This is a genomic window from Klebsiella sp. GG_Kp175 (assembly GCF_040062325.1).
Lineage (GTDB): Bacteria > Pseudomonadota > Gammaproteobacteria > Enterobacterales > Enterobacteriaceae > Klebsiella > Klebsiella quasipneumoniae.
Window position 1 is genome coordinate 55179 of record NZ_JBEAFX010000035.1, and the last position, 21845, is coordinate 77023.

Consider the following 21845-nt stretch of genomic DNA (forward strand, 5'->3'; position numbering starts at 1 on the left):
TTCTCCCTTGGGGAGAGGGCCAGGGCGAGGGGGAAATTAACATCGTCTTCGCTGCAGCATCCGCCGGGCCATAATCGGCAGGGAGATCACCACGATCAGCATCGCGCCGATAATCACCGACATCACGATGCCGGGGACGTTCAGCAGGCTCAGGCCGAAGGTCACCAGCCCCATCAGAAAGGCGGCGATGATCACCCCGGGCATGCTGCCGGAACCGCCAAGAATATTGACGCCGCCGAGCACCGCCATGGTGACAACCGCCAGCTCCCAGCCCATCGCCAAAGTGGGGCGGGTACTGCCGAGCCGTGAGGTCAACAGGACCGCCGCCAGCCCGGCCATCAGCCCGACCAGCGCGAACAGCGCGAGGTTATGTCGCTTCACGTTGATCCCGGAGTACCAGGCGCCGGTCGGGTTATTGCCGATGGCGTAGGTTCGGCGGCCAAAGTTGGTTTTATGCAGCAGGAAGGTGAAGGCAGCCGCGAGGAGGATAAACAGCGCAAACTCAAAAGAGAGCGCCCCCCACACGTACCCCTGGCCGAACCAGGCAAAGCTCTCCGGGTAGTGGTTGAGCGCCTGATCGCCCAGCAGGATATAGGTGATGCCGCGATACAGGCTCATGGTGCCGATGGTGATCACAATGGACGACAAGTTAAAGCGAGTCACCAGCAAGCCGTTGAACAGGCCGCACAGCAGACCTACGCCCAGGCCGATGACCACCAGCAGCGGGGTGCCCATCCCCGCTGCCGCGCAGAAGCCCATCCCCGTTGAGCTGAGCGCCATCGTCGAGGCCACCGACAGATCGATTTCCCGGGCGATAATCAGCATCGCCATCGGCAGGACGACGATCGCCTTCTCGGTAAAGGTAAAGGTCGCGTCCGAGAGGTTCCAGATATTGAGGAAGTACGGGGAAGCCACCGCGTTGCCGATAAATACCGCCAGGGTGACCGCCAGTAAAAACCCTTCCCAGCACAGCAGGCGGCGCAGCGGCGACGGCGCGGCCGGGGCGTTTTTCATCTCTTCAGATACCATCATCTTGCTCATGATTTTACCGCCTGTTTCTGTCGGGCTAACGCCGCGTTACGCAGGATTAACCGCCCGTGACCGCGATTGCCGCGCTCGTTAAGCAACACCGCCATGACGATCACCGCCCCGGAAATCGCCATTTGCCAGAACGGCGAGATGCCGATCACCGGCAGGGCATTATTGATGACCCCGAGGAACAGCGCGCCGCACAGGCAGCCCAGTACCCGTCCGCTTCCGCCCATGGTGCTGATACCGCCGATCACGCAGGCGGCGACCACCTGCAGCTCAAAGCCGTTCGCCACATCGACATAGGCGACGGCGAAGCGCGAGATCCACAGATAGCCGCAGAAGCCAGCCAGCGCGCCGGAGAGGCAGAAGCTGACGAACTGCATTTTCCCGGCGTTAATGCCGGTGTAATACGCCGCCGTCGCGTTGCCGCCCGCGGTATACAAGGCCCGGCCGGTGCGGCTGTAGCGCAGGAAGTAACCCACCAGCAGCAGCGCGGCGATGGCGCACCAGCTCAGCAGCGGCAATCCCAGGAGGGTGCTGCGCGGCAGACTGAGAAAATCAGCGCTCATCTGATGTGAGTTAACCCAGCCGCCGTCGGTCAGCAGGAAGATAATGCCGCGATAAATGCTCATGGTGCCCAGGGTCACCACGATGGCGGGAATGCCGAGGCGCCAGACCAGCAGGCCGTTAATCATCCCCATCAGCAGGCCCAGCAGGGTTGCCAGCGCCAGCAGCGCTACCACCGGAATACCCGGATTATGGGCATTGAGCAGGGCGACGATCATCCCGGTCAGCGCCAGGTTGGCGGCCATCGACAAATCGATGCCTTTGGTGAGCAGCACCATCATCTGTCCGAGGGCGAGAATGATAAGGATGGCAGTATCGTTAAACATCTCCACCAGATTACCCGGTGAAACGAACGACGGCGCCCGGCTGCCAATGGCGCCGATCATCAAAATGATGACCAGCGCCAGCAGCGCTTCGCGATGCTTCAGCCATGCGTGTCCCATCATGCTGCCTCCTGGCCGATGCCGCTGGCGGCGCTAACGATGGTTTCCGCCGTCGCTTCCCCGGCCCGGTACTCGGCGACCATCAGCCCTTCATGCATCACGATAATCCGGTCGGCCATGCCCATGACTTCCGGCAGCTCTGACGAGACCATAATCACCGCCAGCCCCTGGCTGACCAGCTCGGACATAAACTGATGCACAGCGGCTTTTGAGCCGATATCGATGCCTTTGGTCGGCTCATCGAGGATGATCACCTCGGGCTGGGTCGCCAGCCATTTGCCGATCACCACTTTCTGCTGGTTGCCGCCAGAGAGGGTCTCCACCGGCTGCCGCCAGCTGGAGGCTTTAACCTGCAGGCGCGAGGCGTACTCGTCCGCCAGCCGCCATTCCCGGGCGTCGTTCAGGACGCCGTTAGGATTGAGCTTGCTCAGCTGCGGCAGACTGATGTTCTGGGCGATAGGCAGGGCGATGATCGCCCCCTGTTTCTGTCGCTCTTCCGGTACGCAGACGATGCCCGCGCGGATAGCGTCGGCGGGTTGGCGAAAGCGCATGGGGCTGCCGTTCAGTCGGATCTCGCCGGAGGAGGGATGCGTTACGCCGGAGAGCGCCTGCATCAGCTCGGTGCGTCCGGCGCCCACCAGGCCGTAAAAGCCGAGAATTTCTCCCTTGCGCAGGCTGAAGCTGATATCGGCAAACTCGGTAGGATGACAAAGATCGTTGACCTCCAGCACCGTTTCCCCTGGGGTACAGTCGACTTTCGGGTAGGTTTGGCTGATCGCCCGGCCCACCATCATCGACACCATCCGCTCTTCGGTAATATCGCTCATTATCCCGGAGCTGACGTACACCCCATCGCGCAGGATGGTGTAATAGTCGGCCAGCTCGAAAATTTCATCGAACTTATGCGAGATAAACAGGATCGCTTTGCCGTCCTGCTTCAGACGCTCAACGATGTGATAAAACTCCAGGATTTCATGCTGGGAAAGCGCGGCGGTCGGCTCATCGAGGATCACCGCCTGGGCGTCGAAAGCCAGCGCCCGGGCAATCGCCACCATGTGCCGCTGGGCGATGCTGAGCGTTTTTAACGTTGCCCGCGGGTCGATCTGGACTTCCAGCCGGGCGAGGATCTCACCAGCCCGGCGGTGCATCGCCGGCCAGTCGAGCGTTTTGAGCAGTCCCTTATACAGATACTGGCCGACGAAAATGTTTTCGCTGACCGAAAGTTCGTCAAACAGTATGGTTTCCTGGTGGATGGCGGTGATCCCCATCTTGTGCGCCGACTCCGGCGTCGGCAGATGAATGGGAATCGCTTTATAGAGGATCTCCCCCTCTTCGGGCTGATAAATACCGGTCATCACTTTGACCAGCGTGGATTTCCCCGCGCCGTTTTCGCCGATGAGGGCGGTCACTTTGCCGGGCCAGAGATCGAGCTGCACGTTTTCAAGGGCGCGCACACCGGGAAAAATCTTGGTGATCCCCTTCAGCGACAGCAGTGGCGTTGATGCTGACATGATAGTTCTCCGTAAAATCGCCCCTCACCCTAACCCTCTCCCCAAAGGGGAGAGGGAACGGTCCGGCGCCCGCAGGCCGCATCGCGCAGAGGGCCAGCCATTCCCCCTCTCCCTCTGGGAGAGGGCCGGGGTGAGGGAACAAGGGTTAGAAAATTTTCGAGAACTTATCGATGTTGCTCGCATCGTAGACAAACGGCTCGGCCATCGCGCCATTCCCTTCGGCGTCCAGCTTCACTTTGCCCAGCTTGCCCATACTGGCTTCGGTTTTGGTCGCCGTGCCTTTGACTAAATCGTCGGCCAGATAGGTGGCGGCGTAACCGAGGTCAATCGGGTTCCAGATGGCGAAGCTTTTGCTGGCGCCAGACTTGATCGCGCCGGCCATTTCCGACGGCAGCCCCAGCCCGGTGACATAGACTTTGCCAATTTTTCCCTGGTCCTTCACCGCCTGCGCGGCGGCAACAATCCCCACCGATGACGGCGAAACAATGACTTTCAGGTCCGGATATGATTTCAGCAGGCCCACCGCTTCGCGGTAGCTTTTATCCGACAGATCGTCACCGTAGGCGACGGTCACCAGATTGACGGACGGATACTGCGGCAGCACCTTTTTCATCTCCTCAATCCAGATATTCTGGTTAGTGGAGGTCGGGGTGGCGCTTAACACCGCCACATCCCCCTTCTCCACGTTCAGCGCCTTCAGCGCATCGGCGGCGAGCTTGACGTTGGTCTCGCCAATTAAGGCGTTATTGGAAGGATTAAGATGGATCTGGCGGCCTGCCGGCGCCACGCCGGAGTCCCAGGAAACCACTTTGATGCCGCGCTGCATCGCTTTTTTCAGCACCGGCACCACCGCGTCCGGATCGTTGGCGGAAATGGCGATCGCATCCACCCCCTGGGCGATCAACCCGTTCAGCACATCGATCTGCGCTTCGGCGGTGGTGGTGGTCGGGCCGGTGTAGATCACTTTGACATCACCTAACTCTTTGGCGGCCTGTTGGGCGCCAACGTTGGCGGCTTCGAAGAAGCCATTTCCCAGCGATTTCGCCACGAGGGCGATTTTAACTTCTGCTAAGGCGGAACCGGACAACGCCAGGGCGGCAACGGTGAGGATCAAGCTTGTCTTTGTTTTCATTGCTTTTACTCCACATGAGTCAGTTTTGTAGGGTTTGCAGGTGAGGCTTCGCCCCGTCTCGGTGAGCGGGGCGCGATGTTGTTATGGATAAAGATCTAACGCGGACTGCAGCGGCTGGACGTTGAAGCGTTTGCCAAGAGCGATAAGCTCTTCGCGAGTGATGGTCTGCTTCATCCCGCCCATGGACAGGACTTTCACCAGCACTTCGGCGGACTTCTCGGCAGTGTCGATCAGGCCGAAGGTCTCATCCAGGGTTGGGCCGCTGCCGAAGACGCCGTGGAACGGCCACAGCACCAGCGAGTGTTTTTGCATGGTTTCCGCAGTCGCCTGGCCGATTTCATCGGTGCCTGGCACCATCCACGGCAGAATGCCGACGCCATCCGGGAAGACCACCAGACATTCGGTGCTACCTTCCCACAGCTTGCGGGTGAACAGATCGCTGTGGTTCTCCAGGACGTAGGTCAGGGCGATCAGATTGGTGGCATGACAGTGCATGATCACCCGGTCCTTGCCGTCGGTCAGTTTGATGCGCTCGCTGTGCGACAGGAAGTGTGCCGGCAGCTCGGAGGTCGGCACCGCATCCTCCGTCAGACCCCACAGGATATGGTATCCCGCGCCGTCGCTGTCGACTTTCACCACGCCAAGGTTAGCGGCCGGGTCGAGCTGGACATTACGGAAGAATTTGCCGGAACCGGTGACGATAAACGGCTGGTTGGCCAGGGTTGGCATCGGCTGGCTGAGGGCGATATAGCGGGGTTTAGCGTGGAAATCCGCCGCGTAAGGTTCGATATCCGCCTCATCCAGACGCAGCGTCAGGTTGCCGCCGTTGCGCTCGTCCCAGCCTTTCAGCCAGGCGTCGGAGGTGGCTTTGATCATGCCCTGGACGAACCAGGCGTCGATAATGGTCTGCATAGTCTTGTCTTTCCTGTTAATCCGGTGGGGGTAGCCCCTCACCCTAACCCTCTCCCCACAGGGGAGAGGGAACGGTTCGGTGCGCTCTGGCAACATCGCGCAGTTCGTAGCCCGGGTAAGGCGTCAGCCGCGACCCGAGGAAGCCCGTGCATTACCCGCGCTGGCTCAGAACCGCATTTTCATAAGCCCGCACGTTGTCCAGCCACTGGCTGCCCGCCGGCGTGTCGTGACGCTGGCAGTACATCTCCCAGATGGCCTGCCACGGCAGGGATTTTTGCTCTTCGAGCAGCGCCAGGCGGGCGGTGTAATCGCCGTCGTTCTCCAGCTGGCGCAGCTGGTTGGTCGGTTCCAGCAGGGCGCGCAGCAACGCTTTTTTCATATTGCGGGTACCAATCACCCAGGCCGCGATGCGGTTGATGGAGGCATCGAAGAAGTCGAGGCCGATGTGCACGCGGTCAAACAGGTTATGGCGAATGATTTCGCTGGCGATGGCCTGAGTCTCATCATCCAGCAGTACCACGTGGTCGCTGTCCCAGCGCACCGGGCGGCTGACGTGCAGCAGCAGGCGCGGGATGTAGAGCATGGCGGCGGAGATCTTGTCGGAGATGACCTCCGTCGGGTGGAAGTGGCCGGCATCCAGGCACAGCGCCGTCTGGCGGCTGGTGGCATAGCCCATATAGAACTCGTTGGAGCCGACGGTGTAGCTTTCGGCGCCGATACCGAACAGCTTGCTCTCGACGGCGTCAATGTGGTGCGCCGGGTCGAATTTTTCGCTGATGACTTCATCCAGCGCGTTCAGCAGCCGCTGGCGCGGCGCGAAGCGGTCAACGGTAATGTCCTTCATGCCGTCCGGCACCCAGATATTCATCACCGACGGGGTGCCCAGCTGTTCGCCAAAATAAGCGGATACGCGGCGGCTGGCTTTGCAGTGGTCGATCCAGAACTGGCGGATCTCATCGTTGGCATGCGACAGGGTAAAGCCGTCGGCGCTCAGCGGATGCGAGAAGCAGGAGGGGTTGAAATCCAGCCCCAGTTTGTTGGCTTTCGCCCACTCGACCCAGTTTTTAAAGTGCTCCGGCTTTATCTCATTGCGCGCCACCGGCGCGTCGGCTTCCAGATAAATAGCGTGCAGGTTGAGACGTTTTGGCCCCGGAATCAGGCTCAGCGCCTGCTCAAGGTCGGCGCGTAGCTCCAGAGCATTGCGCGCTTTGCCCGGGTAATTGCCGGTGGCCTGGATGCCGCCGGTCAGGCTTCCCGCCGGATTTTCGAACCCGGCGACGTCGTCACCCTGCCAGCAGTGCATGGAAACGGGCAGACGGTCCAGCTGGCGCAGGGCCTCCTCGACATCCACGCCGACGGCGGCGTAGCGCTGCTTAGCAATTTCCCAGGCTTGTTCAAGTTGAGTGGTCATGCGCAAAGCTCCTTGGTCTGTTGTGGCTGAAACTGCGCCACGAAACGGGCAATTTCACTATCAGGATTGGGGGTAAAGGCGGTGAGGGACGCATTGCCGCGCACCACCTGACGAAACTCATCGACGCTGGCCAGCTCGTCGAGGGTCATTAACTGGATGCCGATATTGCCGAGGGTGGAGGCCTCTGTCGGGCCGGCCACGACGGCGATCCCGCAGGCGTCGGCGCACAGCTGGTTGAGCAGTTCGTTCTGGCAGCCGCCGCCGACGATATGCAGCTGGCTGAAGGGCTGGCCGCGCAGCGCCGCCAGCTCGTTAAGCACCCGGGCGTAGAGCAGCGCCAGGCTGTCGAAAATGCAGCGCGCCAGTTCGGCGTCGCTGTGAGGAACCGGCTGGCCGGATCCGCGGCAGGCGGCCTGGATCTCGGCGCTCATACTGGCCGGGTTGATAAAGCGGTCGTCATTGCAGTCAATGATGAAGCGACACGCCGGCAGTGCGGCAGTGCGGGCGATCAGCCCCTGCAGGTCGCTGACGTTTTGTTCTTTCAGCACCCGCTGCAGCAGCCACAGGCCCATGATATTTTTCAGCACCCGATAGCGGCCTTCGGCTCCGCCTTCGTTGGTGATATTGGCCTGCAGCGCCGCGTCGCAGGTGTAAGGGGTCAGGCTTTCAAACCCCATCAGCGACCAGGTGCCGGAGGAGAGATAGGCGGCGTGGCCGTCGGCCAGCGGGGAGGCGATCACCGCGCTGGCGGTGTCGTGACTGGCGACGGCGACCACCGGAATACGGTTGCCTTGCGGGCAGATCCAGTGGCCTGTCACATTGCCGGGATGCGTCGGGGTGCCAAACCACTCGCGCGGCGCGCCGGTCCAGTTCAGCAGCGTCTCATCCCAGTTATCGCTGTGGATGTTGACCAGCTGGGTGGTGGTGGCGTTGGTATATTCCCAGTTCAGATTGCCGGTCAGGCGGAAGCTGAAATAGTCGGGGATCAGCAGGGCATGGGCGGCCTGACTGACCAGCTCCGGCTGCTGTTCCACCAGGGCGCGCAGTTGATAAAGGGTGTTAAACGGCAGAAACTGAATGCCACTGCGGCGATAGATCTCCGCCCGGCCCAGCTGTTCTTCAGCGTGACGTAGCAGGCCCTGGGTGCGATCGTCACGATAGGAGACCGGCAGCCCGACGCGCTGACCCTGCTTATCCAGCAGGACATAATCCACGCCCCAGGTATCGATGCCGATGCTGTCGATCAGGATGCCCTGCTCACACACTTTCTCCAGCCCGCGGCGGATCTCGCCTTCGAGGCTATCGAGATCCCAGCAGTCGAAGCCATCCACCTTCTGCAGGCTGTTGGTGAAGCGATGAATTTCACGCAGCGTCAGGGCGCGCGGCCCGGACTGATAGCTGGCGAGCATGACCCGCCCGCTGGAGGCGCCTAAATCGACGGCGACACAATGACGAATACTCATGGAAAGACCCTTCTTAAAATCATTGTCCGCAGTCTAAAAAAGGGCGCTGACTCACACCTTCTCGCTACGGACAGCCGAAACTGGCCGCTGGCAAGAAAGCAAAGGTGACCGTGAGGAAAATCACAAATTGCGGTTTTGGGCGGTGGTGAGGAGGATGTGATGGGGTCCGCAGTTCCGCATCTTTCCGGCTGATTCTTGAAAAAGCGGCAGGATTTACGAATTTCGCGGTCAAAAATTGAAGGCCGGATAGCCAACCCTTCATTACTATCAGCCGGTGACTGATAATTTTTCTCATTACGAGGGTGGCATCATGACCATATTGCACAGTACGGATTTCTTTAAGGCCGGGATCTCGACGGTGGCTATTGAACCCCGCCTCCCTCAGTCGGCCTTTCCTGAACATCACCATGATTTTCATGAAATTGTCATCGTGGAGCAGGGTACGGGCATTCACGTCTTCAATGGCCAGCCCTATACCATCGGCGGCGGCTCGGTCTGCTTTATTCGCGATCACGACCGGCATCTTTACGAGCACACGGACAATCTGTGTCTGACCAACGTGCTTTATCGCGCGCCGGATGCGTTTCGGTTTCTCGCCGGGGTCAGCCAGCTGCTGCCCCAGGAGCAGGAGGGGAACTACCCATCGCACTGGCGGGTGAACCAGACGGTCCTGCAGCAGGTTCGGCATATCGTGGCGCAGATGGAGGCCATGGGGAGCGAAACGGATACCCATGCCGTCGCCAGCCGTGAGATCCTGTTTATGCAGCTGCTGGTGCTGTTGCGTAAAAGCAGCCTTGCGGAAGAGGCTACCAACAATGATGCGCGGCTGAATCAGCTGCTGGCCTGGCTGGAAGATCATTTTGCCCAGGAGATCTGCTGGGAGGAGGTGGCGGCGCAGTTTTCGCTGTCGCTGCGTACCCTGCACCGCCAGCTGAAGCAGCAGACCGGCCTGACGCCGCAGCGCTATCTTAATCGGGTGCGCCTGATGAAAGCCCGGCACCTGCTGCGCCACAGCGATGAAAGCGTGACGGATATCGCCTATCGCTGCGGCTTCGGCGACAGTAACCACTTTTCGACGCTTTTTCGCCGCGAGTTTTCCTGGTCGCCGCGCGATATCCGCCAGGGGCGCGACGCTATTCTTCAGTAACGCGAGAGGAGTCAACGTATTGCGGAGCAAAAACGCGAATAATGCGCCGTTATCCGCGTTAGGAGTGTGAGCCGTGGCCGGTTTGATTCTACGTAAAGAGGAATTTTTCCCTTCCGCCACGCAGGCGGTGGCGGTGGCTGACCGCTATCCGCAAAACGTCTTCGCTGAACACACCCATGAGTTCTGCGAGCTGGTGCTGGTGTGGCGGGGCAACGGGCTGCATGTTCTCAACGACCGTCCCTGGCGCATTACCCGCGGCGATCTGTTCTATATTCGCGCCGAAGATAAACACTCCTATGCTTCCGTTAACGATCTGGTTCTGCAGAACATCATCTATTGCCCGGAGCGGCTGCAGCTCAATTTCGACTGGGCGGGGGCGATCCCTGGCCTCTTCGGCACCCCGTGGAAGCCCCACTGGCGCATGGGCAGCACCGGTATGGCGCAGGCGCGTCAGGTGATTAGTCAGCTTGAGCATGAGTGTTCCCGGCACGATGCGCAGGGGAATGCGATGGCCGAGCTGTTGTTTGCTCAGCTGGCGCTGACCCTCCAGCGGCATCGCTACGCGACGGATAATCTGGCGGCGACGCAGCGCGAAGCGCTGTTGGACAAACTGCTGGCCGCGCTGGCGGCCAGCCTGAGCCGCCCCTTTGTCCTGGAGCGTTTCTGCGAGCAGGAGGGTGGCAGCGAGCGGGCGCTACGTCAGCAGTTTCGCCAGCAAACCGGGATGACCATCAATCACTATTTACGCCAGCTGCGGATCTGCCATGCGCAGTATCTGTTGCAGCATACCGAGCGCTTAATCGGCGATATCGCCATGCAGTGCGGCTTTGAGGACAGTAACTACTTTTCGGTGGTGTTCAGCCGGGAAATCGGCATGTCGCCGGGGCAGTGGCGGCAGCGCAGTCGCGCCGCCGCCTGAAGCGCGTCTTTGTCAGGCAAATGCTCCGGTGCTTAACGGGCCATTCCCAGACCGACGATGTTGGCGGCGATGATGATCACCACGCAGCCGAGGCTCAGGACGCTCACCGGACGACGACCGGCGTTGTTCCACTCTTTCAGCACCAGACCCACCAGACCGCCGCACAGTACGTAGAAGCTCATGTGCAGCATCCAGCTCATATAGTCATACTGCGCCGGAATGCTGGCGTGGCCCCAGGCATAGAAGAAGAACTGGAGATACCACATCAGGCCGCCGAGGGCGGAAAGCAGCAGGTTGCTGATGATGAGGGGTTTGGCCAGCGAGAAATCGGCTTTGACGGACAGGCTCTTCACTTTTGCCAAACGAATAAAGCAGAAGCCAAGGTTAACCAGCGCCCCGCCGCCCATAATCACCACGTAGCTTGGCAGCGCCGCATATAACGGGTCGACGCCGAGCGCCGCGGCGGCATCATGCATCGGTTTGGCGGCGTTCATCGCGAACGACATCCCTGCCGAGAAGATACCGCACATCACTGCCAGCAGAAGCCCTCTCTTCAGATTGAACTCTTCGGCTTTGATGCCCATTTTGCGCTCTTTCAGCTGGCCCGCGCGGGTGACGATGCCAACGCCAACCACCGCCACCAGCACGCCGAGCAGCGTCATTTGACCGCCCTGGGTGTGCATCAGCACCGAAAACTGACCGTTAATAATCGGCGTCATCAGCGTACCGACAATCAGCGTGATGCCAATGGCGATGCCAATCCCCATCGACATACCGAGATAGCGCATGGTCAGGCCATAGTTGATATTACCGATACCCCACATGGCGCCGAACAGAAAGACCGGCAGCAGCGTGGAGGCGTTAAAGGAACGGTAGTAGGCCCAGAAATCGGGTAACAGCGTGGCGCTGATGGCCCAGGGCAGGATCAGCCAGGAGACGATCCCCCCGACCGACCACATGGTTTCCCACGACCAGTGTTTTACTTTCTTGAACGGGGCATAGAAACAGGCGGCACTGGCGGCCCCTATCAAATGCCAAAAAATACCCATCGTAATCGCGTGGTTCATTGATTTTATCCTCATCTTTTTTTATCGGAGACGGCGGCTTCCGATGCGATGAGTGTAAAAATTAGCCGCTTTGGCCGCCTTCAGGACGTTGCCACAGGATGGCGAACTCTGGCAACCATGGGCTTAATTAGTTGTTCTACATCACAAAACGGCGGGTATTTCTTCTGGTTATATCCATATGAAAAATACGGCATTGATAAGCATTTTCAATACCATTTAATTAACTATAATGGACAAACTGCTTACGCGGCGTTAACACTTGAGCCGCTCGACAATAATGGAGATGATTATGAGCTATACCCTGCCATCCCTGCCGTACGCTTACGATGCTCTGGAACCGCACTTCGACAAGCAGACGATGGAGATCCATCACACCAAACACCATCAGACCTACGTGAACAATGCCAACGCCGCGCTGGAAAGCCTGCCGGAGTTCGCTAACCTGTCCGCTGAAGAGCTGATCACCAAGCTGGATCAGCTGCCGGCTGACAAAAAAACCGTACTGCGTAACAACGCCGGCGGCCACGCGAACCACAGCCTGTTCTGGAAAGGCCTGAAAACCGGTACCACCCTGCAGGGCGACCTGAAAGCGGCTATCGAGCGCGATTTCGGCTCTGTGGACAACTTCAAAGCGGAATTTGAAAAAGCCGCTGCTACCCGTTTCGGTTCCGGCTGGGCGTGGCTGGTCCTGAAAGGTGACAAACTGGCCGTTGTCTCCACCGCTAACCAGGATTCTCCGCTGATGGGCGAAGCCATTTCCGGCGCTTCTGGCTTCCCGATCCTGGGTCTGGACGTGTGGGAACACGCTTACTACCTGAAATTCCAGAACCGTCGCCCGGACTACATCAAAGCCTTCTGGGATGTGGTGAACTGGGACGAAGCTGCAGCGCGTTTTGCCGCCAAAAAATAAGGTTGCAATGTGCTAAGAGAGAAGCGAGTCTGATGGCTCGCTTTTTTTATATCGGTAGCAAGGAGAGCAGAGATGCATTATCCGGTGAATGTCTTTGTCGGCAAAATCAGGGACTACACGGGCAGTCGTCCCAGCGCGATCGGCAAAATCCAGGTTGACGGCGAGTTGCAGCTCGGCGATCTCGGTCTCGAAGGGGATGAGCAGGCGGAGAAGAAAATACACGGCGGGCCGGACCGCGCGCTGTGTCACTATCCGCGCGAACACTATGCCGACTGGATCCGTGAATTCCCCCAGCAGGCCGATCGGTTCTGCGCCCCGGCGTTCGGCGAAAACCTCTCCACCACCGGGCTCACCGAACAAAACGTCTACATTGGCGATATCTTTCGCTGGGGCGAGGCGCTGATCCAGGTCACCCAGCCGCGCTCTCCGTGCTTCAAGCTCAACTTTCATTTTTCGATCAATGACATGGCTCAGCTGATGCAAAACAGCGGGAAGACCGGCTGGTTGTATCGGGTGATCGCCGGGGGGAAAGCCTCCAGCGATGCGCCGCTCGAGCTGGTCTCTCGCCTGAGTGAGGTCAGCGTCCATGAGGCCGGGGCGATTGCCTGGCATATGCCGTTTGATGACGATCAGTACCACCGCTTATTGTCGGCCGCGGGCCTGTCGGTGAGCTGGAGCAGAACCATGCAGAAGCGCCGTTTAAGCGGTAAGATCGAGGATAGTTCGCGGAGATTATGGGGGAAATAATTCCCCCATATTGAGTATTTCCGGGGATGCTCCCGGCTTAGCGTAGCGCAAGCCGGGATAGCATCAGGTGCGCTTATACAGCGGCAGCCAGAGGGTTAAGCGCAGACCGCCCAGCGGGCTGTCGTCGGCCTTCACCCAGCCACGGTGCTGCTGAATAGCGGTTTCGACAATCGCCAGCCCCAGGCCGGTGCCGCCGGACTCGCGGTCGCGCGCCTCGTCGGTCCGGTAGAATGGCCGGAAAATCTGCTCGCGATCCTCCGGACTGACTCCCGGGCCGTCGTCATCGACGTTAACCGTAATCCCGTCTTTATCCACCGAGAAGCTGACGGAAATCTTCGTGTGCGAGTAGCGCAGGGCGTTGCGGACGATGTTCTCCAGCGCGCTTTCCAGCGCATTGGGGTTACCGTACAGCGGCCACGGGCCCGGAGGATACTCAACGGTGAAGGATTTACCCATCTGCTCGGCTTCAAACGCCGCGTTGTCCAGCACTTCGCTCCACAGCTGATTGGCTTTGACCGTCTCGCTCACCAGGGCGTTTTTCGCCTGATTGCGCGACATCACCAGCAGGTCGTTGATCATGCTGTCCAGCCGGTGCGCTTCAGTTTCGATTCGCTCCAGCTCTTTGCTCTCACCGCTGCGGCGGCGCAGCAGGGCGGTGCCCAGCTGCAGGCGCGTAAGCGGCGTGCGCAGCTCGTGCGAGATATCGGACAGTAGCCGTTGCTGGCTGGTCATCATCCGCTCCAGGGCCGTCACCATCTGGTTAAAGCTGGCGCCGGCGGCTAAAAACTCCTGCGGTCCAGCTTCCAGCTCCGGATGCTGCCGCAGGTTGCCCTGGGCGACCTCGTCGGCGGCATTTTTCAGCTTACGCGCTGGTTTCGCCAGGCTCCACGCCAGCCACAGCAGCAGCGGGGCGCTAACCAGCATTGTGACGATCAGCAGCAGCAGCGGCCGGTCAAACAGCAGGTTGATAAAGTCGGATTGTGAGGTGCTGGCGGGACGGATCAGATACAGCTGATAGTTATCCTCCCCATCCCTGACGGAGAACGGGCCCACCATTTCCAGGCGGCCATAGCGTTTTTTCTGCGGATGATCGGCGTTATCGGCCTGGCCGATAAAGTTGCGAATGATCTGCATCTCGTTGCGTTCTGCGCCGATCACGCGGCCTTCGCTGGTCACCAGCAGCAGGCGTTGCCCAGGAGGCGCCCATTTATCGATGGCGCGAAACAGACGACGCCACCACATCAGGTCGTTCGGCGGATCGTTGGCCAGCTCGGCCTCAACGTGCTGCTCGATCATGATGCCTTGACGCTGCTCGCTTTCCAGCAGCTCGGTCATCTGCCGGGAGTCCAGTTTAGGCAACATCAGCACCAGCATCAACACCAGCGCCAGCGTGAGCCAGAAGATGGCGAAGATGCGTGCAGTCAAACTTCCAATCATGAAGCGGAAACCATCAGATACCCGCGGCCACGCAGCGTTTTAAACCACGGATGGCCATCTTTGCGCTCCGGCAGCTTACGCCGCAGGTTGGAAATATGCATATCGATAGCGCGGTCGAACGGCGTCAGGCGCTTGCCTAACACTTCCTGGCTTAAATGTTCGCGTGACACCACCTGGCCGAGATGCTGCGCTAACAGATAGAGCAGGGTGAACTCGGTGCCGGTGAGCTCCAGCGTCTGGCCATCGAAATTGGCTTCCTGACGGCCCGGATTGAGGCTTAAGGCATCCACTTCCAGGGTCGGCGAACCGGCTTCGGTCGTCTGCTGCTGTTCGCTCCAGTGGGAACGGCGCAGAATCGCGCGTATACGCGCCACCAGTTCACGATCGTTGAACGGCTTAGGCAAATAGTCATCTGCGCCCAGCTCGAGGCCGAGAACGCGATCCAGCTCGCTCCCGCGCGCTGTTAGCATGATAACCGGTGTCTGGTGTGTCTGACGCAGCTCTTTAAGCGTATCGATACCGTTTTTCTTCGGCATCATTACGTCGAGCAGCAATAAATCAATGCTGTCGTCCAGAAGGGCCAGCGCCTGTTCCCCATCATGGGCCACCAGCACGTTAAAACCTTCCATATCGAGCAGCTCTTTTAACAGGGAGGTGAGCTCCCGGTCATCATCAACTAACAGGATTTTATTCATTGTTTAAATACCTCCGAGGCAGAAATTACGTCATCAAGGCCCGCTAATCCATGACTTTACGTTGTTTTACACCCCCTGACGCATGTTTGCAGCCTGAATCGTAGACTGTCTCTCGTTGAATCGCGACACAAACGTTTTGGGAGTATGTGATGCGCAATGTTATCGCTGCCGTCATGGCCTCAACGCTGGCGCTAAGTGCAATTAGCCAGGCCGCTGAAGTCGTTACCAGCGTTAACTGGCTCCCCGGAGACGAAGGGGGACAGCGCGGTAGCCAGAGCCATATGTTTGACGGCATAAGTTTAACCGAGCAGCAACGTCAGCAGTTACGGGATCTTATGCAACGGGCACGCCACGACAGGCTCCCCGTTAATGTTAGCGAAATGGAGACAATGCATCGCCTTGTCACCGCAGAAAATTTTGATGAAAACGCTGTGCGCGCTCAGGCAGAAAAGATGGCGCAGGAACAGGTTGCTCGCCAGGTCGAGATGGCTAAGGTCCGCAACCAGATGTACCACCTGCTTACGCCAGAGCAGCAAGCGGTTTTAAATGCTAAGCACCAGCAACGTATGGATCAGTTGCGTGAGGTTGCAAGGATGCAGAAAGGCTCAGCGATGATGCTTTCGAGTAGTAGCAACACCCTGCAACCCCAGTAACAAACCCTGTTTTCCTTGCCATAGACACCATCCCTGTCTTCCCCCCTCATGATGAGGGGGTTTTTTTTGCCCTTTTTTCGGCAAATCAACTTCTTCGCCTTTCCCGTGAGCGTCACAAGTTCAGGTTATACTAAGCGCAGTACAGGAGAAGGAGCCTATATGAATCAATCTTATGGCCGGTTGGTCAGCCGCGCCGCTATCGCTGCGACAGCGATGGCCTCTGCGTTACTTTTGATCAAAATTTTTGCGTGGTGGTATACCGGTTCAGTCAGTATTCTGGCTGCGCTGGTGGATTCGCTGGTGGATATTGCCGCCTCGCTGACCAACCTGCTGGTGGTTCGCTATTCGCTGCAACCAGCTGATGAAGAACACACCTTTGGCCACGGCAAAGCGGAGTCGCTGGCGGCGCTGGCGCAAAGCATGTTTATCTCCGGCTCGGCGCTGTTCCTGTTTCTCACCGGTATTCAGCACCTGGTGCGTCCGGAGCCGCTGCAGGCCGCCGGCGTCGGGGTCGTAGTGACGCTGATCGCTCTCGTCAGCACGCTGGCGCTGGTGACTTTCCAGCGCTGGGTGGTGCGAAAAACCCAGAGCCAGGCGGTGCGGGCGGATATGCTTCATTATCAGTCTGATGTTATGATGAACGGCGCCATTCTGGTGGCGCTGGGCCTATCCTGGTACGGCTGGCATCGCGCCGATGCGTTGTTTGCCTTAGGAATTGGCATCTATATTTTATATAGCGCGCTGCGGATGGGCTATGAGGCGGTTCAGTCGTTACTCGACCGCGCTTTGCCTGACGAGGAGCGTCAGGACATTATCACCATCGTGACCGCATGGCCCGGCATCCGCGGGGCACACGATCTACGAACGCGGCAGTCAGGGCCGACCCGCTTTATTCAGATTCATTTGGAAATGGAAGATAACCTCCCGCTGGTGCAAGCCCACGTGATTGCAGACCAGGTGGAGCAGGCGATTCTGCGCCGTTTCCCGGGATCCGATGTCATTATCCATCAGGATCCCAGTTCTGTGGTGCCAGCGGCGCAGCAGGGCTTTTTTGAGCGTTAGGTTATAGTCTGTAAACTCGATGTAAAAATGTGGGTCAGCTCGGCATTTTTTGTATAAATTACCGCCGTTTGGTCTGACCTGAATCAATTCAGCTTGAAGCGTTTGATATACTATTGTCATTAGCGTCGTGCACTCCTGGTGAGGGAGCGCTTCAGGCAACAGAATTATTTTTTGCTTCCTAAGTTCAGAGGTAGTCATGATTAAGAAAATCGGTGTGTTGACAAGTGGCGGTGATGCGCCGGGCATGAACGCAGCAATTCGTGGAGTTGTGCGCGCGGCATTAACGGAAGGTCTGGAAGTTTTTGGAATCTATGACGGTTACCTCGGCTTGTACGAAGACCGTATGGTTCAGCTCGACCGTTACAGCGTTTCCGACATGATCAACCGCGGCGGCACCTTCCTGGGCTCCGCTCGCTTCCCGGAATTCCGCGAAGAACACATCCGCGCTGTGGCTATCGAAAACATGAAGAAGCGCGGCCTGGACGCGCTGGTGGTTATCGGTGGTGACGGGTCCTATATGGGGGCGATGCGCCTGACCGAGATGGGCTTCCCGTGCATCGGCCTGCCGGGCACCATCGACAACGATATCAAAGGCACTGACTACACCATCGGCTTCTTCACCGCTCTGAGCACCGTGGTGGAAGCGATTGACCGTCTGCGCGACACCTCCTCTTCGCACCAGCGTATCTCCGTGGTGGAAGTGATGGGCCGTTACTGCGGCGATCTGACTCTGGCGGCGGCGATTGCTGGCGGCTGTGAGTTCATCATGGTGCCGGAAGTGGAATATACCCGCGACGATCTGGTGGCTGAAATCAAAGCCGGCATCGCGAAAGGGAAAAAACACGCTATCGTGGCGATCACCGAGCACATGTGCGACGTTGACGAGCTGGCAAGCTACATCGAGAAAGAGACCGGCCGTGAAACCCGCGCCACCGTCCTCGGCCACATTCAGCGCGGTGGTTCCCCGGTTCCTTACGACCGTATCCTGGCTTCCCGCATGGGCGCCTATGCGATTGAGCTGCTGCTGCAGGGCCATGGCGGCCGTTGCGTCGGCATCCAGAACGAGAAGCTGGTGCACCACGACATCATCGATGCCATCGAGAACATGAAGCGTCCGTTCAAGAACGACTGGCTGGATTGCGCGAAGAAACTGTACTAAGTTACGCGCCGGATAAACAAAAGGCCTTCTCATGGAGAAGGCCTTTTTTATGGCGCAAGGCTTATTCGATATCCAGCGGGTCTTCCGACAGGATCATCCCGGTGTTATCGGCATACAGATGGTCGCCGCTGAAGAAGGTCACGCCGCCGAAATTGACGCGCACGTCGCTTTCGCCGATGCCTTCGCCAGCCGCGCCGACCGGAATGGCCGCCAGCGCCTGGATGCCGATATCCAGTTCCTCAAGGTCGTCAACCTGGCGCACCGCGCCATAGACCACCAACCCTTCCCATTCATTCTGTACGGCCAGACGCGCCAGGTCAGCGTCAATTAACGCGCGTCGTACTGAGCCGCCGCCGTCGATCAGGAGAATATGACCACGGCCATTCTGCTCGAGCAGATCGTAGAGCAACCCGTTATCCTCGAAACATTTTACCGTAATGATCTGTCCACCAAACGACGACCGTCCTCCAAAGTTAGAGAACAGCGGTTCCACGACGTTGACATCTTCCTGGTAGATGTCACAAAGCTCGGAAGTATCGTATTTCATAGGCTTAACGTTCAGTTGCTGCGAGAGTTTTTAGTATATCCCGCGAATCGCATTGTTGGCAAAATCATCAATTGTTAATTGATATTTGTCAGTTAAGCCGCCAGCTTACTGGCAATAATCCCGATAACAAACAGCAGGTTGGTCAGTAAAGCCCCTTTGACCGTCTTTTCGAGCATCGGCCGCATCGCCAGCGGATCGGATTCGCGCAGGACGTAACGCGCCTGTTTGACCAGCAGCGGCGTAGCGAGAATAAACAGCCAGCCCCAGGCTGAATGCAGCGCCAGCAGGTTAAACAGCGCCAGACACAGCAGGGCGCCGAGCAGCAGGCAGGCATGATAGCGGCGGGCATTCACCGGCCCCAGGCGCACGGCGAGGGTGTTCTTCCCGTTCTGCCGGTCGCTGTCGATATCACGCAGGTTATTGATATTCAGCACGGCGGTCGCCAGCAGACCGCAGGCCGTTGCCGGCAGAAAGATGGCCGCTTCCACATTATGCGCTTGCAGATACCAGCTGCCGAGGACGCTCAGCCAGCCGAAGAAAACGAGTACCGAAATATCACCAAGGCCGATATAACCATACGGGCGGGTGCCCACCGTGTAGGTGATGGCGGCCACGATCGACAAGCCACCCAGCGCGAGGAAGCCGATGAAATCGCCGACGCTCTGCCAGGCGACGCACAGCAGCGCCAGACCAAACAGACAGATCAGCGCGACGGTGACAATCAGGGCGCGCTTCATCTGCTGGGGGGTAATCACCCCTTTCTGCATCCCGCGCAGCGGCCCGATGCGGTCCGGTTTATCGCTCCCCTTGACCGCGTCGCCGTAGTCATTGGCGAGGTTGGAAAGAATTTGCAGCAAGCCGGCGGTGATCAGCGCCAGCAGGGCGACCCAGGGATCAAAATGTCCCTGCTCCCAGGCAAGGACGGTGCCAACAATAATCGCGGCAAATGCCAGCGGTAACGTTTTAGGACGCAGGCTTTCCAGCCACGCCTGAGAACGGCTGATATCAGTCATAGTTATTCTAGCCAATAAAAATGGGGGCGATAGCCCCCATCAACAGTGATGAAAATGCATTGCACCGGATTATAGGATAAAACGGCTCAGATCTTCATCTGCCACCAGAACATCCAGGTGCTTACTCACATATTCGGCATCGATAGTGACGGTCTGGCCGTTCATCTCGCTGGCATCATAGGAGATATCTTCCACCAGGCGCTCCAGCACGGTGTGCAGACGGCGCGCGCCGATGTTCTCGGTGGTTTCGTTTACCTGCCATGCGGCCTGAGCGATACGCTTGATACCGTCTTCGGTAAATTCGATATTCACCCCTTCGGTCGCCATCAGCGCCTTGTACTGCACGGTGATGGAGGCGTTCGGTTCAGTCAGGATGCGCTCAAAGTCGTGGGTGGTCAGCGCCTTCAACTCAACGCGGATCGGCAGACGCCCCTGCAGTTCCGGGATCAGATCGGACGGGCTGGCCACCTGGAACGCGCCCGAGGCGATGAACAGGATGTGGTCGGTCTTGACCATCCCGTGCTTAGTGGAGACGGTGCAGCCTTCCACCAGCGGCAACAGGTCGCGCTGTACGCCTTCACGGGAGACGTCCGGGCCGGAGGTGTTGCCGCCGCGCTTACAGATTTTGTCGATTTCGTCGATAAAGACGATACCGTGCTGCTCTACAGCGTCGATGGCCTCCTGCTTCAGCTCTTCCGGATTGACCAGTTTGGCCGCTTCTTCTTCAATCAGCAGCTTCATTGCGTCTTTGATTTTCAGCTTACGCGGTTTCTGCTTCTGGCCGCCGAGGTTCTGGAACATGGACTGCAGCTGGCTGGTCATCTCTTCCATGCCCGGAGGGGACATGATTTCAACGCCCATCGGCGCCGCGGCGAGATCGATTTCAATCTCTTTATCGTCCAGCTGGCCTTCACGCAGTTTCTTACGGAACGCCTGGCGCGCCGCAGACGGTTCCTGCGACGGCTCAGTCTGGCCCCAGTTGTTCTTCGCCGGTGGGATCAGCACGTCAAGTACGCGCTCTTCAGCCAGCTCTTCCGCGCGGTAACGGTTCTTTTCAATGGACTGCATACGAACCATTTTGATCGCCGCATCGGTCAGATCGCGGATGATAGAATCCACTTCTTTACCGACATAGCCCACTTCGGTGAACTTCGTCGCTTCAACTTTAATAAACGGCGCGTTGGCCAGTTTCGCCAGACGACGAGCGATTTCGGTTTTACCGACGCCGGTTGGGCCGATCATCAGAATGTTTTTCGGCGTGACTTCATGACGCAGCTCTTCGTTAAGCTGCATCCGGCGCCAGCGGTTACGCAGGGCGATAGCAACAGAACGCTTGGCGGCGTCCTGGCCGATAATGTGTTTGTCCAGTTCGCTGACAATTTCGCGTGGGGTCATTTCAGACATGGGAGATCCTTACGCTTTAGAAGGTAATTCTTCGATGGTGTGGAAATGGTTGGTATAGATGCAGATATCACCTGCAATATCCAACGCTTTCTCGGCGATATCGCGCGCGCCCATATCGGTGTTTTCCAGCAGCGCGCGGGCCGCGGCCTGGGCGTAAGGACCGCCGGAGCCGATAGCAATCAAATCGTTTTCCGGCTGTACCACGTCACCGTTACCGGTGATGATAAGCGACGCGTTTTCGTCCGCGACGGCCAGCAGCGCTTCCAGCTTGCGCAACATCCGATCGGTTCGCCAGTCTTTAGCCAGCTCAACGGCGGCCTTCACCAGATGGCCCTGGTGCATTTCCAGTTTACGTTCAAACAGTTCGAACAGCGTGAAGGCGTCGGCGGTGCCACCAGCGAAACCGGCAATCACTTTGTCGTTGTACAGACGACGCACTTTTTTCACGTTGCCCTTCATTACGGTGTTGCCCAGCGTGGCCTGGCCATCACCGGCAATAACAACATGGCCGTTACGGCGAACACTTACAATTGTAGTCACGAGCAGACCCCTTGGTTGCAAAAGCGGAACAGGGGCCCCGCGCTGTCCGCGGGGCCGAATGCAATTATAGATGG

At 58.5% G+C, this 21845-nt stretch carries 21 protein-coding genes; 7 read left to right on the forward strand and 14 right to left on the reverse strand.

Features of this window, described 5'->3' with window-relative positions:
• Nucleotides 1-36 precede the first annotated feature (36 nt).
• From ABLU73_RS24280 to rhaB, 7 genes are all read right to left on the reverse strand, one after another.
• The gene (locus tag ABLU73_RS24280; protein ID WP_264924717.1) at nt 37-1041 is read right to left on the reverse strand and encodes an ABC transporter permease; all 1005 of its coding nucleotides are present in this window, start codon (nt 1039-1041) and stop codon (nt 37-39) included.
• Nucleotides 1038-2045: an ABC transporter permease gene (locus ABLU73_RS24285; protein ID WP_074195334.1), complete on the reverse strand. Its 1008-nt coding sequence runs from the start codon at nt 2043-2045 to the stop codon at nt 1038-1040. The genes ABLU73_RS24280 and ABLU73_RS24285 overlap by 4 nt, the downstream gene beginning before the upstream one ends.
• Nucleotides 2042-3553 (reverse strand): sugar ABC transporter ATP-binding protein, encoded by a 1512-nt coding sequence (locus ABLU73_RS24290; protein ID WP_017899826.1) that lies wholly within the window; start codon nt 3551-3553, stop codon nt 2042-2044. The genes ABLU73_RS24285 and ABLU73_RS24290 overlap by 4 nt, the downstream gene beginning before the upstream one ends.
• Nucleotides 3554-3698: 145 nt before the next feature.
• Nucleotides 3699-4685, reverse strand: coding sequence for a rhamnose ABC transporter substrate-binding protein (rhaS, locus tag ABLU73_RS24295; RefSeq protein WP_004203661.1), 987 nt, complete (start codon nt 4683-4685; stop codon nt 3699-3701).
• A gap of 81 nt (nt 4686-4766) precedes the next feature.
• Entirely contained in the window at nt 4767-5597 is an 831-nt protein-coding gene (rhaD, locus tag ABLU73_RS24300; protein WP_004203662.1) for a rhamnulose-1-phosphate aldolase, read from the reverse strand.
• A gap of 151 nt (nt 5598-5748) precedes the next feature.
• Entirely contained in the window at nt 5749-7008 is a 1260-nt protein-coding gene (locus ABLU73_RS24305) for an L-rhamnose isomerase (protein WP_065878567.1), read from the reverse strand.
• Nucleotides 7005-8471 (reverse strand): rhamnulokinase, encoded by a 1467-nt coding sequence (rhaB, locus tag ABLU73_RS24310; protein WP_017899825.1) that lies wholly within the window; start codon nt 8469-8471, stop codon nt 7005-7007. The genes ABLU73_RS24305 and rhaB overlap by 4 nt, the downstream gene beginning before the upstream one ends.
• Before the next feature lie 310 nt (nt 8472-8781).
• Here rhaB and rhaS (ABLU73_RS24315) point away from each other — a divergent pair, with 310 nt between their 5' ends.
• Together rhaS (ABLU73_RS24315) and rhaR are read left to right on the forward strand one after the other, a co-directional pair.
• Complete coding sequence (rhaS, locus tag ABLU73_RS24315) at nt 8782-9618, forward strand: HTH-type transcriptional activator RhaS (protein WP_004203665.1); 837 nt, start codon at nt 8782-8784, stop codon at nt 9616-9618.
• Nucleotides 9619-9691: 73 nt separating this feature from the next.
• Nucleotides 9692-10537, forward strand: coding sequence for an HTH-type transcriptional activator RhaR (gene rhaR, locus ABLU73_RS24320; protein WP_004203666.1), 846 nt, complete (start codon nt 9692-9694; stop codon nt 10535-10537).
• 32 nt (nt 10538-10569) lie between these two features.
• Here rhaR and rhaT read toward each other — a convergent pair whose 3' ends face one another.
• Nucleotides 10570-11604, reverse strand: coding sequence for an L-rhamnose/proton symporter RhaT (gene rhaT, locus ABLU73_RS24325; protein ID WP_004203667.1), 1035 nt, complete (start codon nt 11602-11604; stop codon nt 10570-10572).
• Nucleotides 11605-11893: 289 nt separating this feature from the next.
• Between rhaT and sodA the strand changes: the two genes are divergently transcribed.
• Complete coding sequence (gene sodA / locus ABLU73_RS24330; protein WP_004203668.1) at nt 11894-12514, forward strand: superoxide dismutase [Mn]; 621 nt, start codon at nt 11894-11896, stop codon at nt 12512-12514.
• A 72-nt stretch (nt 12515-12586) separates the two neighbouring features.
• On the forward strand, nt 12587-13261 hold the full coding sequence (yiiM, locus tag ABLU73_RS24335; protein WP_032455462.1) for a 6-hydroxyaminopurine reductase: 675 nt from the start codon (nt 12587-12589) through the stop codon (nt 13259-13261).
• A 63-nt stretch (nt 13262-13324) separates the two neighbouring features.
• On the opposite strand, the gene cpxA is transcribed toward yiiM, so the two are convergent.
• Both cpxA and cpxR read right to left on the reverse strand, forming a co-directional pair.
• Nucleotides 13325-14698 carry an envelope stress sensor histidine kinase CpxA gene (cpxA, locus tag ABLU73_RS24340; protein WP_004203670.1) on the reverse strand — a complete coding sequence of 458 codons (1374 nt, stop codon included), beginning with the start codon at nt 14696-14698 and terminating at the stop codon, nt 13325-13327.
• Nucleotides 14695-15393, reverse strand: coding sequence for an envelope stress response regulator transcription factor CpxR (cpxR, locus tag ABLU73_RS24345; RefSeq protein ID WP_004203671.1), 699 nt, complete (start codon nt 15391-15393; stop codon nt 14695-14697). The genes cpxA and cpxR overlap by 4 nt, the downstream gene beginning before the upstream one ends.
• Nucleotides 15394-15542: 149 nt before the next feature.
• Between cpxR and cpxP the strand changes: the two genes are divergently transcribed.
• From cpxP to pfkA, 3 genes are all read left to right on the forward strand, one after another.
• Entirely contained in the window at nt 15543-16046 is a 504-nt protein-coding gene (gene cpxP / locus ABLU73_RS24350; protein ID WP_004203672.1) for a cell-envelope stress modulator CpxP, read from the forward strand.
• 159 nt (nt 16047-16205) lie between these two features.
• The gene (fieF, locus tag ABLU73_RS24355; protein ID WP_002882907.1) at nt 16206-17108 is read left to right on the forward strand and encodes a CDF family cation-efflux transporter FieF; all 903 of its coding nucleotides are present in this window, start codon (nt 16206-16208) and stop codon (nt 17106-17108) included.
• Nucleotides 17109-17304: 196 nt separating this feature from the next.
• The gene (pfkA, locus tag ABLU73_RS24360) at nt 17305-18267 is read left to right on the forward strand and encodes a 6-phosphofructokinase (protein ID WP_002882911.1); all 963 of its coding nucleotides are present in this window, start codon (nt 17305-17307) and stop codon (nt 18265-18267) included.
• A gap of 61 nt (nt 18268-18328) precedes the next feature.
• Here pfkA and rraA read toward each other — a convergent pair whose 3' ends face one another.
• The 4 genes from rraA to hslV form a co-directional block, all read right to left on the reverse strand.
• On the reverse strand, nt 18329-18814 hold the full coding sequence (gene rraA / locus ABLU73_RS24365) for a ribonuclease E activity regulator RraA (protein WP_002882913.1): 486 nt from the start codon (nt 18812-18814) through the stop codon (nt 18329-18331).
• 92 nt (nt 18815-18906) lie between these two features.
• On the reverse strand, nt 18907-19827 hold the full coding sequence (gene menA, locus ABLU73_RS24370) for a 1,4-dihydroxy-2-naphthoate polyprenyltransferase (RefSeq protein ID WP_004203673.1): 921 nt from the start codon (nt 19825-19827) through the stop codon (nt 18907-18909).
• A 69-nt stretch (nt 19828-19896) separates the two neighbouring features.
• A complete protein-coding gene (hslU, locus tag ABLU73_RS24375) occupies nt 19897-21231 on the reverse strand; it encodes an HslU--HslV peptidase ATPase subunit (RefSeq protein WP_004203674.1) in 1335 nt (444 codons plus the stop codon).
• A 9-nt stretch (nt 21232-21240) separates the two neighbouring features.
• A complete protein-coding gene (gene hslV, locus ABLU73_RS24380; protein WP_002882918.1) occupies nt 21241-21771 on the reverse strand; it encodes an ATP-dependent protease subunit HslV in 531 nt (176 codons plus the stop codon).
• Nucleotides 21772-21845: the final 74 nt, after the last annotated feature.

Excerpts from the sequence above, each read along its gene's own strand:
- cpxA (WP_004203670.1), bottom strand. The coding sequence starts at position 14,698 with ATGATTGGAAGTTTGACTGCACGCATCTTCGCCATCTTCTGGCTCACG.
- rraA (WP_002882913.1), bottom strand. The coding sequence starts at position 18,814 with ATGAAATACGATACTTCCGAGCTTTGTGACATCTACCAGGAAGATGTC.
- pfkA (WP_002882911.1), top strand. The coding sequence starts at position 17,305 with ATGATTAAGAAAATCGGTGTGTTGACAAGTGGCGGTGATGCGCCGGGC.
- yiiM (WP_032455462.1), top strand. The coding sequence starts at position 12,587 with ATGCATTATCCGGTGAATGTCTTTGTCGGCAAAATCAGGGACTACACG.
- menA (WP_004203673.1), bottom strand. The coding sequence starts at position 19,827 with ATGACTGATATCAGCCGTTCTCAGGCGTGGCTGGAAAGCCTGCGTCCT.
- ABLU73_RS24280 (WP_264924717.1), bottom strand. The coding sequence starts at position 1,041 with ATGAGCAAGATGATGGTATCTGAAGAGATGAAAAACGCCCCGGCCGCG.
- cpxR (WP_004203671.1), bottom strand. The coding sequence starts at position 15,393 with ATGAATAAAATCCTGTTAGTTGATGATGACCGGGAGCTCACCTCCCTG.
- rhaD (WP_004203662.1), bottom strand. The coding sequence starts at position 5,597 with ATGCAGACCATTATCGACGCCTGGTTCGTCCAGGGCATGATCAAAGCC.
- fieF (WP_002882907.1), top strand. The coding sequence starts at position 16,206 with ATGAATCAATCTTATGGCCGGTTGGTCAGCCGCGCCGCTATCGCTGCG.
- ABLU73_RS24305 (WP_065878567.1), bottom strand. The coding sequence starts at position 7,008 with ATGACCACTCAACTTGAACAAGCCTGGGAAATTGCTAAGCAGCGCTAC.
- ABLU73_RS24285 (WP_074195334.1), bottom strand. The coding sequence starts at position 2,045 with ATGATGGGACACGCATGGCTGAAGCATCGCGAAGCGCTGCTGGCGCTG.
- rhaB (WP_017899825.1), bottom strand. The coding sequence starts at position 8,471 with ATGAGTATTCGTCATTGTGTCGCCGTCGATTTAGGCGCCTCCAGCGGG.
- sodA (WP_004203668.1), top strand. The coding sequence starts at position 11,894 with ATGAGCTATACCCTGCCATCCCTGCCGTACGCTTACGATGCTCTGGAA.
- ABLU73_RS24290 (WP_017899826.1), bottom strand. The coding sequence starts at position 3,553 with ATGTCAGCATCAACGCCACTGCTGTCGCTGAAGGGGATCACCAAGATT.
- rhaS (WP_004203665.1), top strand. The coding sequence starts at position 8,782 with ATGACCATATTGCACAGTACGGATTTCTTTAAGGCCGGGATCTCGACG.
- rhaS (WP_004203661.1), bottom strand. The coding sequence starts at position 4,685 with ATGAAAACAAAGACAAGCTTGATCCTCACCGTTGCCGCCCTGGCGTTG.
- rhaT (WP_004203667.1), bottom strand. The coding sequence starts at position 11,604 with ATGAACCACGCGATTACGATGGGTATTTTTTGGCATTTGATAGGGGCC.
- cpxP (WP_004203672.1), top strand. The coding sequence starts at position 15,543 with ATGCGCAATGTTATCGCTGCCGTCATGGCCTCAACGCTGGCGCTAAGT.
- hslU (WP_004203674.1), bottom strand. The coding sequence starts at position 21,231 with ATGTCTGAAATGACCCCACGCGAAATTGTCAGCGAACTGGACAAACAC.